The sequence below is a fragment of the Brachybacterium phenoliresistens genome (assembly GCF_039530785.1).
Taxonomy (GTDB): Bacteria; Actinomycetota; Actinomycetes; order Actinomycetales; family Dermabacteraceae; genus Brachybacterium; species Brachybacterium phenoliresistens.
This window is the reverse complement of sequence record NZ_BAAAOW010000002.1, coordinates 222,175-236,405: the sequence shown is the minus strand read 5'-3', so window position 1 is coordinate 236,405 and position 14,231 is coordinate 222,175. Positions and strand designations below refer to the sequence as shown.

General features: G+C 73.9%; 11 protein-coding genes. 3 read left to right on the top strand and 8 right to left on the bottom strand.

Features of this window, described 5'->3' with window-relative positions; translation table 11 throughout:
• Positions 1-25: 25 nt before the first annotated feature.
• Together ABD234_RS05510 and ABD234_RS05505 are read right to left on the bottom strand one after the other, a co-directional pair.
• Complete coding sequence (locus ABD234_RS05510; protein ID WP_038372414.1) at positions 26-430, bottom strand: DUF4233 domain-containing protein; 405 nt, start codon at positions 428-430, stop codon at positions 26-28.
• On the bottom strand, positions 430-1,779 hold the full coding sequence (locus ABD234_RS05505) for a bifunctional folylpolyglutamate synthase/dihydrofolate synthase (protein ID WP_344354531.1): 1,350 nt from the start codon (positions 1,777-1,779) through the stop codon (positions 430-432). The genes ABD234_RS05510 and ABD234_RS05505 overlap by 1 nt, the downstream gene beginning before the upstream one ends.
• A gap of 700 nt (positions 1,780-2,479) precedes the next feature.
• Here ABD234_RS05505 and ABD234_RS05500 point away from each other — a divergent pair.
• Positions 2,480-3,790 (top strand): hypothetical protein, encoded by a 1,311-nt coding sequence (locus ABD234_RS05500; protein ID WP_344354529.1) that lies wholly within the window; start codon positions 2,480-2,482, stop codon positions 3,788-3,790.
• Here ABD234_RS05500 and ABD234_RS05495 read toward each other — a convergent pair.
• The 4 genes from ABD234_RS05495 to ABD234_RS05480 form a co-directional block, all read right to left on the bottom strand.
• Positions 3,777-4,994 carry a cation:proton antiporter gene (locus tag ABD234_RS05495; protein WP_344354528.1) on the bottom strand — a complete coding sequence of 406 codons (1,218 nt, stop codon included), beginning with the start codon at positions 4,992-4,994 and terminating at the stop codon, positions 3,777-3,779. The two genes, ABD234_RS05500 and ABD234_RS05495, sit on opposite strands and share 14 nt — an antisense overlap.
• A 405-nt stretch (positions 4,995-5,399) precedes the next feature.
• Positions 5,400-8,696 (bottom strand): isoleucine--tRNA ligase, encoded by a 3,297-nt coding sequence (gene ileS, locus ABD234_RS05490; protein ID WP_038372409.1) that lies wholly within the window; start codon positions 8,694-8,696, stop codon positions 5,400-5,402.
• Between the two features lie 288 nt (positions 8,697-8,984).
• Positions 8,985-10,493 (bottom strand): sensor histidine kinase, encoded by a 1,509-nt coding sequence (locus ABD234_RS05485; protein ID WP_038372408.1) that lies wholly within the window; start codon positions 10,491-10,493, stop codon positions 8,985-8,987.
• On the bottom strand, positions 10,490-11,230 hold the full coding sequence (locus ABD234_RS05480) for a response regulator transcription factor (protein WP_038372405.1): 741 nt from the start codon (positions 11,228-11,230) through the stop codon (positions 10,490-10,492). The genes ABD234_RS05485 and ABD234_RS05480 overlap by 4 nt, the downstream gene beginning before the upstream one ends.
• Positions 11,231-11,499: 269 nt before the next feature.
• On the opposite strand from ABD234_RS05480, the gene ABD234_RS05475 reads away from it, so the two are divergent.
• A complete protein-coding gene (locus ABD234_RS05475) occupies positions 11,500-11,772 on the top strand; it encodes a 2Fe-2S iron-sulfur cluster-binding protein (protein WP_038372403.1) in 273 nt (90 codons plus the stop codon).
• A gap of 53 nt (positions 11,773-11,825) precedes the next feature.
• Here the strand turns inward: ABD234_RS05475 and ABD234_RS05470 are convergent, their stop codons facing one another.
• A complete protein-coding gene (locus ABD234_RS05470) occupies positions 11,826-12,842 on the bottom strand; it encodes an N-acetylglucosamine kinase (RefSeq protein WP_198025404.1) in 1,017 nt (338 codons plus the stop codon).
• An 82-nt stretch (positions 12,843-12,924) separates the two neighbouring features.
• Here ABD234_RS05470 and ABD234_RS05465 point away from each other — a divergent pair, with 82 nt between their 5' ends.
• Positions 12,925-13,914 carry an N-acetylmuramic acid 6-phosphate etherase gene (locus ABD234_RS05465; protein ID WP_038372400.1) on the top strand — a complete coding sequence of 330 codons (990 nt, stop codon included), beginning with the start codon at positions 12,925-12,927 and terminating at the stop codon, positions 13,912-13,914.
• Positions 13,915-13,985: 71 nt separating this feature from the next.
• Here ABD234_RS05465 and ABD234_RS05460 read toward each other — a convergent pair whose 3' ends face one another.
• Complete coding sequence (locus tag ABD234_RS05460) at positions 13,986-14,231, bottom strand: hypothetical protein (RefSeq protein ID WP_038372399.1); 246 nt, start codon at positions 14,229-14,231, stop codon at positions 13,986-13,988.

Genomic DNA, 14,231 nt, shown 5'->3' with positions numbered 1-14,231 from the left:
TCACTCCGCCGCGGGAGGGTGCGGCTCACTCCGCCGCCGGAGGGTGCGCCGCGTGGTAGCGCCGGTCGACCTCGTCCTTCTCGGCATCGAGCTGGTGGCCCTTGAAGACCCCGAAGACGTACAGGCCGCCGAAGACGACGCCGATCACCCACATGGCGGGCACCAGCAGGCCCAGCGCCAGCACGGGCAGCTGCAGGGCCATCCCCGCGTAGTACGGCCAGGACCCGCGCTTGAGCGCGCCCGAGACCAGGACGAGCGCCGCCGCGGTCGCGAGACCCCACACCCAGGTCGTGACCCGGTGGTCGGGGCTGAGCTGGTGGGCGACCAGCACGGCGAAGAAGACCACGAAGGCCTCGACGGTGAGCGTGGTCGCCGAGAGCATCCGCTGGGCCCCGTGGGCGCGCGGGGAGGGCGTCAGGTCGCGCAGCATCACGCCTCCTCGCCGTGCCCGAGCAGGTCCCGGGCCTCGGCGGCGAGGGTCACCGAGCCGGCCACGACGACGCCGGAGAACTGGTCGCCGTGCTGCTCGGCGAGGTCGACGGCGCGCTGGATCGCGTCCGGCAGCGCGGCGACCTCGACCACGCGGTCCTCGTCCTCGAAGACCTCGCGGGCGATGTCGGCGAGGCGATCCGCGGGGATCGCCCGCGGGGAGGAGGACTGGGTGATCACGACCTCGTCCAGCAGCGGCTCGAGCGTCTCCAGGATGGCCTCGGCCTCCTTGTCCTCGAGGATCCCGACCAGGCCCACGGTGCGAGTCAGACGGAAGTTCTCCCGCACGGTCGCCACGAGGGTCGCGGCACCGGAGGGGTTGTGGGCCGCGTCCACGAGGATCGTCGGCGCCTGGCGCACGACCTCGGCGCGTCCCGGGGAGCTGACCTCGGCGAGCGCCGCGGAGAGCACCTCGGCGCCCAGCGGCGTCTCCCCGCCGCCCAGCAGCGCCTCGCAGGCCGCGACGGCCAGCAGCGCGTTGTGCGCCTGGTGCTCCCCCAGCAGGGAGAGGAAGACCTCGTCGTAGCGGGCGGCCACGCCCTGCAGGGAGAGCATCTGCCCGCCCACGCCCGGGGTGCGCGAGAGCACGGCGATCTGCTGGCCCTCGATGGCGGCCTCGGCCCCGATCTCCTCGAGCCGGTCGCGCAGCACATCGGCCGCATCCTCCTCGAGCTGCTCGGCGAGGACGGCGAAGGCGCCGGGGGTGAGGATGCCGGCCTTCTCTCCGGCGATCTCGGCGATCGTCTCGCCGAGGTACTCCTGATGGTCCAGGCCGATGGCGGTCACGACGGCGACGTCCGGGGCGACCACGCCGGTGGCGTCCCAGGTGCCGCCGAGCCCGGTCTCGACCACGGCGACGTCCACCGGCGCCGAGGCGAAGGCCTGGTAGCCCATCGCGGTGAGGTACTCGAAGAACGTCAGCCGTACTCCCCCGGCCTCGAGCTGCTCGCGGTCCACGACCTCGGCGAAGGGCTCGACGTCGTAGTAGGCCTGGAGGAAGCCCTCCTCGTCGATGCTCTCGCCGTCGATGGCGATGCGCTCCGTCGGCGAATGCAGGTGCGGGCTGGTCATGCGCCCGGTGCGCAGCCCGGTCTCGCGCAGGATCCGCTCGATGATGCGGGCGGTGGTGGTCTTGCCGTTGGTGCCGGCGATGCGGATGCTGCGATAGGAGTTCTGCGGGTCGCCCATCAGCTCCATCACCCGGCGGATCCGCGAGAGATCCGGTTCGATCCGGTTCTCCGGGGCACGCTCGAGCAGCGCGGCGTAGACCTGACGCAGCTCCTGCGACATGGCAGGTCGGGACGGACGAGGCACAAGAGCTCCTGGGGGCGCGGGGCGGGTGACGGGCGCCGATCAGTCTACGAGCCGGGACGGGGCGCGACCGCGCCCGTCCTCCCCATGTCACGTCGGTCCACATCGGCCGGCGGTCGCCGACGGTCCTGCCTAGCGTGGGCGGCGCGGGCGAGGGCCGCCCGCGAGGGTCGAGCGGAGGCGCCATGAGCAGCGGGACGCCGGGCGGGGACGGTGCGCGATGAGCGCCTTCTGCGGCATGGACACCGGGCGCGGTCGTGAGCAGTCCGGCCGGCTCCTCGCCGGGGCCGATCGGCTGCATCTGCTCGCGCTCCTCCTGCGGACCGCGACCACGGCCGCCGCCTGGGAGGGGGCCGATGCCGAGGCGTTCCGGGACAGGATGAGCACGGCGGCGGTGGGACCGCTGCTGCGCGCCGAGCTCGCCCTGCGCGCGACCGGCGCCCGTCTGCGGGCCGAGGCGGCCGCCCAGGAAGCGGCCTCCGCCGTGGACCGCGCTCCGGCCCCCGGCGCGGGGGCCAGTCCAGTCATAGCTACAGGACCTGCCATGGGTGCAGGCCCTGAGATGGGTGCCGTCCCTGCGATGGGTGCCGCCCCTGCGATGGGTGCCGTCCCTGAGATGGGTGCAGGCCCTGCCGTAGGTGCCGCCCCTGCCCTGGGGGCGGTCCCTGCCCTGGGGGCCATGGCTGCGGCCTCTGCCACGGCGGCCCCGTCGGGTCCGAGCGGCCGTGTCCTCGGGGTCGCGGCCGTGGGACGCGGGTGCGCCGGCTCTCCCGGCGCATCGGCGTGGCCCTCGAGCGCTGCGGAGATCTCCGCGGGCATCGGCGGGGGCCTCGACCTCGCCGGGGAGCGCGTGCTGTCCGAGCTGGACGCACGCGGGGTGCGCACCGAGGGCCTCGAGCAGCTGGGACGGGACGCCGACCGCTTCGGTGCGGTCCTCGAGGACTGGACGGCCGGCGGCAGGACGCCGACTCTCGCCCAGCTCGTCTCCGGCGCGATCCTGGTCACCGGGTCCGGCGGGGTCGGGATCCTCGAGGCCGCCACCGGCGAGGACTCCCCGTTCCTGGACGATCGCCCCGGAGGGATCGTGCACGCGGTGCGCAGCGACGAGACGCGCACCCCCGCCCCGGCGAGCCTGCCGGACCTCATCCGGGACAACGCCGCGCTACGGCGGCGGGCCGGTGACGCGGGGCCGCTGCCCTTCGGGAGGATCGGCATCCAGGAGGTGCTCGGGGCCGATGGCGCACGCGCCTACATCGTGCAGGTCCCTCCGACCGAGGGGGCGCCGATCACCTCGGCGCCCGATGCCTGGGGCGGGCAGGGCGCCTCGCGGGACTGGGCCTCCAACCTGCGTCTGGTGGCCGGACAGCACCCCGCGGCCATGGACGACGTGCGGGCGGCCCTGTCCGCCCCCGGGCCCGGCGGCGACCCGCTCGTGCCGCCGGGATCCCGCGTGCTGCTGGTGGGACACTCCCAGGGCGGGATCGTCGCGGCCCACCTCGCGGCGGACCCGACGTTCAACAGCACCAGCGGCGCCCCGGGCACGTACGCGGTCACGCACACCCTCTCGATCGGCTCGCCCGTGCAGACGGTGCTGCCCGCGGGTCCCGCGACCCAGGTCGTCAACGTCACCCACGGGCCGCTGTCGCTCGGCACGCACGGCGCGAGCGGCGACCCGATCGCGCACCTGGACCTGCAGGGGCTTCGGATCGACGGCAGCCGGCTCAGCTCGCCCCAGGTCCACGAGGTGCTGCTGGACAGCGGGGAGAGCGCCTGGGACGCCGAGGACTGGCTGCGGCGCAACCACGACTCCCTCGGCCCGCAGGGCGAACCGGCCCTCGGCTACGCCGGGACCCTCGCCCGCGGCACCGCGCAGGATCCCGTGCTGCGCGGCCTGGAGCGCGAGCTGACCGGGGTCTACCTCGGCGAGGGGGCGACCGTGACCGCCTCCCACGTCGTCGAGGTGGGACGCACCGACCTCAGCGGGACGTGACCTCGTCCCCGCTCCGCGCCGTCAGCCGCGAGGCGACGAACGGGAAGACCAGCACGGTGACGGCGCCGCCGGTGACCATGATCGAGGCCATCGTGCTGGAGATCAGCTCCGCGGACACGGCCAGCTGGGTGACGGCGACGATGATCGGCAGCCCCGTGGCCGCATAGAACCCCAGCCCCGCCTGCTCCCGCACCGTGGTCAGCCCCGAGCCGGTGGGCGTGAGCATCTCCCGCAGCATCACCGGCAGGCCGCGGACCGCGGCGATCACCACGACGAACCCCACCAGCAGCGGCCACCGGGCGAAGACCGCCCCGAGGTCGATGCCCATCCCGCTGGTCACGAAGAACACCGGGATCAGCAGGCTGAACCCGACCACCTCCACCTTGTGCATGATCTCCTCGGCGTGCTCCGGAGCGACCGCCCGCATGCCGGTTTGGATCAGCAGGCCCGCCGCGAAGGCGCCGAGCGCGACGTCCAGGTCGAGCACCGCCGTGAGGAGCATGAGCGTGATCAGCACCCAGATCGTCACGCGCAGCGTGGTCTGCATCGTGGAGTTCGAGGCGGCGGCGAACGCCTTCGTCAGCAGCGGGACGCGCCGGAAGAACCGGGCGGGGATGGCGACGGTCAGCACCGCGGCCACGGCGAACAGCAGCAGGACCAGCGCCGCCTGCCAGGTGCCGCGCGTGGACAGCAGCAGGGACATCGCCACGATCGGCAGCAGCTCCCCGTAGGCGCCGTGGACCATGGTCGCCCGGCCCAGCGGCGTCGACATCGCCCCGGAGTCCTTGAGGATCGGCAGCAGCGTCCCCAGCGCCGTCGAGGTCGAGGCGATGCCGAACACGACCGCGACCCGGCCCTCCCCCTGCAGCAGGAGCAGCCCGGCGCCGACCCCGAGGACGGCGCACAGGATCCAGGTCAGGGCGGCGTGGCGCCCCTGCCTGCCGCGCATGTCCGCCGGGTTCACCTCGAAGCCCGCGAGCAGGAACAGGAAGCCCATGCCGAGCTCGCGCAGGAAGGCGACGGAGTCCGTCTGCTCGGCCAGGCCCAGCATGTGCGGGCCGATCACCACGCCGAACGCCAGCAGCCACACCACGTCGGGGATGGTGCGCCGGGTGGCGAGGGCGAGCATCGGCGCGAGGACGGCCGACAGCGCGATCCACCACATCGACAGCAGGTCGTCCACCAGCATGTGCTCCGCTCCCATGGGGCGACCCTATCCGGCCGGGACGAGCCCGGACACGACGCCGATCGAGGACGGGCGCGACATCGAGTGCCGGTCTTCGAGCCACACCGAGGTCGGTTTCGGCTCGTAGACCGGCACTCGACCGGGATGCGGCGCCGAGTGCCGAACTACGAGCCACAACGGGTCGGTTTCGACTGGCAGACCGGCACTCGCCCGGGATGCGGCGCCGAGTGCCGGTCTACGAGCCAAAACGGGGTCGGAAATGGCTCGTAGACCGGCACTCGATCCGGGGCGCGGGCCCGGGACGACGCCTCCGGGCTCGACGCCGGGACGACGCCTCCGGGCTCGACGCCGGGACGACGCCTCCGGGACGCTGCCCTGGGACGACGCCCCGGAACGACGCCCCCGGGGCGGGGCCCGGGCGGGTCAGGCGCGGGCGACGGAGAGGCGGACGGCGCCGCCGGCGACCTTCTCCTCGGCGGTGTGCGCGCCGGCGGCGGGCTCCGCGGGGACGTCGAGCGAGGAGGCGAGGACCTCCCCGGCGACCAGATCGCGGTGCGCGGCGACGGCCGCGACCACGGCCTCGTCCCCGGCGACGGTCAGGGCGATCCGATCGGAGACCTCCAGGCCCGCCTCGCGACGCGCCTGCTGGATCGCGCGGACGACGTCACGGGCGGTGCCCTCGGACTCGAGCTCCGGGGTCAGCCGCGTGTCCAGCACGAGGAAGTCCCCGCCGCGCAGCACGCCGATGGCCCGGCCCTCGGCGGCCGCCCCGGAGCCGGCGACCAGCTCGAGGGTGTACTCGCCCTCGACCAGCGCGAGGCCGCCGGCGGTGACGGTGCCGTCCTCCGCCTGGGACCAATCCCCGGACTTCGCGCCCTTGATGGCCAGCTGCACCTGCTTGCCCAGGCGCGGGCCGGCGGCGCGGGCGTTCACGCTCAGGCGCTGCTCGACGCCCATGCCGCGGGCCTCCTCGCCGGCCACGTCCAAAAGGCGCACGGACTTCACGTTGAGCTCGTCGGCGATGATCTCGGCGAAGGGCGCGAGCTGCTCGGGATCGGCGCGCACCACGGTCAGCTCCGCCAGCGGCAGGCGGGCCCGCAGGCCCTCCTTCTTGCGCAGGGAGTTGCCCACGCTCGCCACCCGTCGCACCTCGTCCATCCGCGCGACGAGCTCCTCGTCGCGCGGGAAGAGATCGGCGTCGGGCCAGTCGGTGAGGTGGACGGAGCGGCCGCCGGTCATCTGCTGCCAGATGTCCTCGGTGACCATCGGCAGCAGGGGGGCCGCCACCCGGGTGAGGGCCTCCAGGCAGGTCCACAGCACGTCGATCGCCTGGGCGTCGCCGGCCCAGAAGCGGTCGCGGGAGCGGCGCACGTACCAGTTGGTGAGCATGTCCAGGTGGTCCTGGATCGCCTCGGCGGCATCGGCGATGGACAGCGCGGTCATGCGCTCCTGCACCGTGCGCACCAGATCTCCGGTGCGGGCCAGGAGGTAGCGGTCCATGACGTCGTCGGCCTCGTGGCGGGGCGCGGCCTCGTAGCCGGCGGGCCGGCCGGCGGCGTCCTTCTCCCCCGCGGCGTTGGCGTACAGCGCCAGGAAGTACCACACGCTCCACAGCGGCAGCACCGTCTGGCGGACGGCGTCGCGGATGCGCGGCTCGTCCACCACGAGGTTCCCGCCGCGCAGGATCGGCGAGGACATGAGGAACCAGCGCATGGCATCGGCCCCGTAGGCGTCGAACATCTCGCGCACGTCGGGGTAGTTGCGCAGGGACTTGGACATCTTCTGCCCGTCCTCGCCCAGCACGATGCCGTGGCAGATCACGCTCGAGAACGCGGGCCGGTCGAACAGCGCCGTGGACAGCACGTGCATGACGTAGAACCAGCCGCGGGTCTGCCCGATGTACTCGACGATGAAGTCCGCCGGGTTGTGGGTCTCGAACCAGTCGGCGTTCTCGAAGGGGTAGTGGACCTGCGCGAAGGGCATCGACCCGGAGTCGAACCACACGTCGAACACGTCGGTGACGCGGCGCATGGTGGACTTCCCGGTCGGGTCGTCGGGGTTGGGCCGGGTGAGGTGGTCGATGTAGGGCCGGTGCAGGTTGACCTCGCCCAGCTCGTCGGTGGGCACCCGCCCGAAGTCCCGCTCCAGCTCCTCGAGGGAGCCGTACACGTCGGTGCGCGGGTGGTTCGGGTCATCGGACTTCCACACCGGGATGGGCGTGCCGAAGTAGCGGTTGCGGGAGATCGCCCAGTCGCGGGCGCCCTCCAGCCAGGTCCCGAACTGCCCGTGCTTGACGTTGCCGGGCACCCACTCGATCTGCTCGTTCAGCGCGAGCATGCGCTCGCGCTGGTCGGCGACCTTCACGAACCAGGAGCTGACGGCCTTGTAGATCAGCGGGTTCCGGCAGCGCCAGCAGTGCGGGTACGAGTGGACGTAGCTGGTCTCCTTGAACAGCCGGTGCATCCGCTGGAGGTTGCGGATGATCGGCCGGTTGGCCTCGAAGACCTGCAGGCCGGCGATCTCGTCCAGGGCGGTGCCGCGGAAGTGGTCCAGGAACTGCGCGCCGTCGTCGACGGAGACGATCACGGGGATGCCGTAGGCGGCGTTGACCTTCTGGTCCTCCTCGCCGTAGGCGGTGGCCTGGTGGACGATCCCGGTGCCGTCGGAGGTGGAGACGTAGTCCGCCACGGTGATGATCCAGGCGTTCTGGGTGCCCCACTTCTCGCGGTCGGCGGAGTACACGTCCCACAGCACGTCGTAGGTGATGTGCTCGAGCTCGGCGCCGGCGTACCGGCGCTCGCCGACGGCGGCCTGCACGGCCTCGAGGTCCTCGTAGCCCAGCTCCTTAACGAAGGCGCCCAGCAGGTCCTCGGCCAGGAGGAAGGTCCCGGCGCCCTCGGCGGTGCCGTCGGCCGCGCCCCGGGGCCCGGCGGGGACGGTCACGTACGTGATCTCCGGGCCCACGGCCAGGGAGAAGTTGGTGGGCAGCGTCCACGGGGTGGTGGTCCAGGCCAGGGCCTTCACCCCGGCCAGGCCCAGCTGCTCCGCCCGGTCGCCGGTCAGGGGGAAGGTGATCACGACCGAGGGGTCCTGGCGGTCCTGGTAGACGTCGTCGTCCATGCGCAGCTCGTGCGTGGACAGGACGGTCTCGTCCTTCCAGCAGTACGGCATGACGGAGTAGCCCTCGTAGGCGCGGCCCTTGTCGTGCAGGGTCTTGAAGGCCCACAGCACCGACTCCATGAAGGTGGGGTCGAGGGTCTTGTAGTCGTTCTCGAAGTCGACCCAGCGCGCCTGGCGGGTGACGTACTCCTCCCACTCCTTGGTGTACTTCAGCACCGAGGCGCGGGCGGCGGCGTTGAACTGCTCCACGCCCATGGCCTCGATCTCGGACTTCTCGGTCATGCCCAGCTCGCGCATGGCCTCGAGCTCGGCGGGCAGGCCGTGGGTGTCCCAGCCGAAGCGGCGCTCGACCCGGTCCCCGCACATCGTGCGGAAGCGCGGCACCACGTCCTTGACGAAGCCGGTCAGCAGATGGCCGTAGTGGGGCAGGCCGTTGGCGAAGGGCGGGCCGTCGTAGAACACGAACTCCGGGGCGTCGGCGCGCTGCGCGATGGAGGCCCGGAAGGTGTCGTCGGTGCGCCAGAACTCCTGGATGCGGTTCTCGAGCGCAGGCAGGTTCGGCGAGGGGACGAGGGGGGATCCGTTCTTCGGATACACCATGGGGACCTCCGGGGCGGCGTGGACTGTGCTGTCCCGAGGACGCCCTGCGGCGCGGTACCACCTCGGTTGACGCCTCGCGCACGGCCGGGCCGCGGGCCAGGTGCCCCCTTGTTCCTCAGCTGTGACGGGCTGGTCCCGGCGGGTTCTACTGGGCGCCTCCGCGTGGGGCCGATGGGCCGGCGCTCGGGGACGCTGTTCTTCCCGCGGCTCTCCGGTGATGGCCGGGTCGATGCCGATGCCCCCGATCCTAGCCCGCCCGCGGCCGATGGCCCACCCGGCAGGCGCACGTCACACCGCAGGCGGCGCCAGCGGGAGGCGGACGGTGAAGACGGTGCTCCCGGGGCGGGAGTCCAGGGCGATGTCGCCGCCGTGGGAGACCACGATCGCCCTGACGATCGGCAGCCCGAGCCCGGTGGTGCCGTCGCGGCCCGAGCGGGCGCGGTCGGCGCGGGTGAAGCGGTCGAAGACGTCGCCCTGGACGGAGGGGTCGATGCCGGGGCCGTCGTCGGCGACCTCGAGCACGGCCTCGCGGCCGTGGAGGCGCAGCCGGACCTGCACGGTGGTTCCGGCGGGGGTGTGCTTGCGGGCGTTGGAGAGCAGGTTCGCGAGGACCTGCGCGAGCTGGCGGGGATCGCCGAGGACCTCGACGGGCTCGTCGGGCAGGTCCAGGCGCCAGGTGTGCTCCCGCGCCGTGACGCGGGCGTCCATGGCGGCCTCCATGAGCAGCTCGGCCAGGTCCAGGCGCTGCTGCTCGCGGGGGGCGCCGTCGTCCAGGCGGGCCAGCAGCAGCAGGTCCTCGACCAGCGCGGTCATGCGGGCGGACTGGGCCTCCATCCGTTCCAGCGACTCGGCGCCGCGGTCGCCGAGCGGCTCGGTCATGCGCAGCAGCTCGGTGTAGCCGCGGATCGCGGTGAGCGGCGTGCGCAGCTCGTGGGAGGCGTCGGCGATGAACCGACGCATCCGCTCCTCGGACCGGTGCCGGGCGTCCAGGGCGCCGTCCACGTTCTCGAGCAGGGCGTTCAGCGCCCGGCCGACCTCCCCCACCTCGGTGCCGGCCCGCGCGAGCTCGGGATCGACCCGCTCGGTGAGCGCCACCGATCCCTGCTCGAGCGGCATGTCCGCGACCCGGGCGGCGACGGAGGCGACCTGCTCCAGGGGGCGCAGGGTGCGCCGCACGATCGCCGATCCTGCCAGCCCGGTGACCAGCAGGGCGGCGAGGGAGACCAGGGCGAGGGTCAGGTCGAGCCGGGCGATGGTGAGGTCGGCGCTGTCGGTGCGGATCCCGACCGCGAGCTCCGCCGCGCCCCCGCCTCCCGGTCCCCTCCCCGCGACGGGGTCCTCCTCGGTGATCCGATAGCGGCCGATGCTCAGGCTCACGTCCCGCGTGCCGTCCTCCTCCTCGAGGGCCGCGCTGATCCTGGCGAGGTCCTGGGCGGTCAGGGGCTCGAGGTCGCCGTCGTCGTCGCGCCAGGCCCCGCGCACGGCGGTGCCGTCCTCGAGGACGGCGCCGAGCAGGTACTCGCCCTGGCCCGGCGCGTCGAGGAACGCGAGCAGGTCGCCGGAGGGCTGGGGCCCGGGGCCGCGCGCGAGGGTCCGGGCGAGCTCGGCGTCCAGCTGGGCGTCGAGCTGCGAGCGCAGGGACACGTGGGTGGTGACGGCGACGATGAGCAGCACGGCGGCCAGCGCCGCCAGCAGCACGGCCACCAGGGCGGTGCGCAGGCTCGCGCGGCGGCGCAGGGCCCGCTGCGGCGCATCCTCGCTGTCTCCCGGCCCGGCCGGGGCATCGACCGCGGTCATGCCGGCTTGAGCACGTAGCCGGCGCCGCGCACGGTGTGGATCATCGGCTCCCGCCCGGCGTCGATCCGCTTGCGCAGATAGGAGATGTACAGCTCGACGATGTTGGCCTGGCCGCCGAAGTCGTAGTTCCAGACCGCGTCGAGGATCTGCGCCTTGGACAGGACCCGCTGCGGGTTCTCCATCAGGTACTGCAGCAGCTGGTACTGGGTGGCGGTCAGGGCGACGGGGTCCCCGCCGCGGGTCACCTCGTGGGTGTCGAGGTTCATCACGAGGTCGCCGACGATCAGCTCGTGCGCGGCCTGGGAGGTGATCCCGGAGCGCTGGACCAGGCGGTGCAGGCGCAGCAGCACCTCCTCCATCGCGAAGGGCTTGGTGACGTAGTCGTCGGCCCCTGCGGCGAGCCCGCCGATCCGGTCCTGCGGGGCGTCCATGGCGGTGAGCAGGAGCGAGGGGACCTCCGGCAGGAAGGCCCGGATGCGGCGCAGCACCTCCACGCCGTCGATGCCGGGCAGCATGCGGTCCAGCACGAGCACGTCGGGGCGGATCTCCCGGGCCGCCCTCACGGCCTCGAGGCCGTCGGCGCAGATCGTCGCGTCCCAGCCGATCATCTGCAGCGGGAAGCGCAGGAGATCGGCGATGGTCGGCTCGTCCTCGACGACGAGCACGCGCACCGGCGTGCCGTCGGCGCGGGAGAGCCGCGGGAGGGCGGCGAGGGCGGCGGCGGGGTTCTGCGTCATCACGGGTCCTGGGGTCCGGGGCCCGGCGCGGAGGCCGCGCCCGGCGGGGTCGGGAGATGCTCCGAGACTAGACCGCCCGGGCGGCCCGCGCCGGGTCCCGGGGCCGCTGCACAGGCACGGCACAGGCGCGCGCACAGCGCAGCCACAGATCCCCGGCGGGCACGTCACATTCGGACACCTCGCACGCCGCCGTCGCAGGGGCGCGGCGTACCATCTGTGCTGTCGTCGGAGGCCGGCGGCACCACTGCACTGACCATGAAGGGTTCACAATGTCGCTGTTCGGAGAGCCGTTCACCGCGAAGGCGCTCAAGTCCGGGGTCACCGTCGAGGTCGAGGAGGGCCAGTCCCTCCTGCAGGCGCTGCTGGACGCGGGCGTCTCGATGGACTACTCCTGCGAGGGCGGCGTATGCGGCACCTGCATCGTCCCCCTGGTCGCCGGCGAGGTCGAGCACCTCGACGAGTTCCTCGAGGACGAGGAGAAGGACACGCACATGATCACCTGCGTCTCCCGCGGCGTCGGCGAGATCGAGATCGACGTCTGATCCTTCCCGGCGGCGAGCGCCTCAGCTGCCGGGCGCCTCAGCTGCTGGTCGCCTCAGCTGCGGAGCGCCTCCGCCGCCCGCTGCGCGGCCAGACGCAGCGCCCCCTCCACGGGCGGTCCCGCCTCCAGCACCTCCAGCTGCCGGTCGGCGAGCTCCGCGCGCACCCGACGGGACACCTCCGGGTTCTCGCTGAGCACCGACCCCGCCAGCACGATCTCCGCCGCTCCGTCGCGGACGGCGTCGACCTTCGCGACGAGCTCGGCGGCGGCCCGCGCGAGGATCTCCCGGGCGATCCCGTCCCGCGGATGCCGCTGCGCGATGGGCGCCAGCCTCCCCCAGTGCGCGGGCGCGAGCGGACGCACCGCGGCGATCAGCCCCTGGCGCACGTCGTCCCCGGACCCGTCACGCGGGGCGCCCGGGCGCGGCACCGGCAGGCCCAGCTCGGCGAGGACGTCGGCGGTCAGGGCCGTGGCCGGCCCGCGCCCGTCGAGGTCGCACGCCGCGGCCTGCAGCACCTCCCGGCCGATCCAGACCGCGGACCCGGTGTCGCCCAGCAGCCAGCCCATGCCGTCGCAGCGCCGGACGGGGGCGAAGCCCGAGAAGCGCACCGCGGCCGATCCGGTGCCGCCCAGCAGCAGCAGCCCCTCGCCGTGCGCGCTGCCCGCGGCGAAGGCCGGCAGCATGTCGTCCACGATGCTCACGTCCCGCGCCGGGAGGCCCAGGGGCGCGAGCGCCGCGCGCACGACCTCCTCGACCTGCGCGTGATGGGCCGCGGCGGCCCCCGCGATCCCGAGCACGGCCACCGTGCGGACCGGGGCCTGGAGGCGGGCGCCGGCCTGCGCCGCCAGCAGGGCCGTGCGGACCGCGTCGACGAGCCCCGCCGGGCCGTCCGGTCCCGAGGAGTTGGGGTTGTAGCCGGGCCCCTCGGCCGAGGCCAGCAGCGTGCCGAGCTCTCCGTGCGGGCCGAGCGCGCGGATCCGCACCCGGGCGCGGGTCGCCCCGACATCGGCTCCCAGCACCTGGAGGCCGGGCACGGCCGATGAGGAGGGCGCGGGGTCGGGGTCAGCCATGGTGGTCATGCTAGCTTCGGGATCCCGTGGGGGCCGTCCGCGCCGCCGCGACCGGCCCCGTCGCCCCGCAGGAGGATCCCCGATGACCTCGTCCGATGCCGACCCCCGCCCCGTGACCCCGCAGGACGCCTGGGAGGCGCTGCTGACCCTGGACTCCCCCACCGAGCAGCGTCATCCCGGCACCGCCGACCTCGACACCCTGGGAGCCGAGGGCCTGGTGCGCACGATCCTGGGCGCCGATGCGGCCGTGGTCACCGCCGTCCAGGCCCTGGCGCAGCCGCTGGCAGGGCTCGTGGAGGCATGCGTGGGCACGATCGCCGCGGGCGGCACCGTGCACTCCGTCGGGGCGGGCACCTCGGGCCGGCTCGCCGTGCTGGACGCGGCGGAGCTGGGGCCGACGTTCAACGCGGGCTCGGACCTGTTCCGGGCGCATCTGGCCGGCGGGGACGCCGCGATGCTCGTCGCGGTCGAGGGCGCGGAGGACTCGGCCGAGGCCGGGGCGCAGGTGGTGGCCGAGCAGGTGCGCGACGGTGACCTGGTGATCGGGGTGGCCGCCTCGGGCCGCACCCCGTACGTGCGCGGGGCCCTCGAGGCGGCCCGCTCCCGGGGGCTGGTGACGGCGCTGATCTCCGCGAACCCTGCGGCGCCGCTCGCGTCCCTGGCCGATCATGCGCTGCTGGCGGACGTCGGCCCGGAGGTGGTGACCGGATCGACCCGGATGAAGGCCGGCACCGCGCAGAAGCTCCTGCTCAACGCGCTGTCGACGGCGACGATGGTGCGCCTGGGCAAGACCTATTCCAACCTCATGATCGACGTGCGTCCCAGCAACGAGAAGCTCGTGGCCCGGACCGTGCGGATGCTGGTGCAGGCCAGCGGTGCGCAGCCGGAGCGGGCGCACCGTGTCCTCGAGGAGGCCGGAGGGAGCGTCCGCATCGCCCTGGTGGCCCTGCTGGCGGACGCCGAGGTGCCGGCGGCGCGATCGGCCGCCGAGCGCTTCCTGCCCGATCCGGCGCGGTCCGGCGATCCTGCGGGGATCCGCGCCGCGGTCGAGGCCCTGCGGCGTCACGGCTGAGCGGCGTCACGGCTGAGCGACGTCACGGCTGAGCGGCGTCACGGCTGAGCGTCCGGCCGCGCCGGAGCCGGTCAGGAATGGGGACCGGCGACGCCCCAGCCGGTGGCCACGAGCGCGAGCACCGCGCCGACGGCGCCGAGCGCCACGGCGATCGACATCGTCGGACCGGTCATGAGGATCCACAGCACGATCAGCGCCGCGAGCGCCATGAGGGTGAGGAAGACGGCGGGGCGCCCGGCGCCGCTGCGGGACGCGTCGGGGCGAGGGGCGGATCGGCGAGCTGTGCTGCGGTGGGTCCTCGGCGGCATGACCGTCAT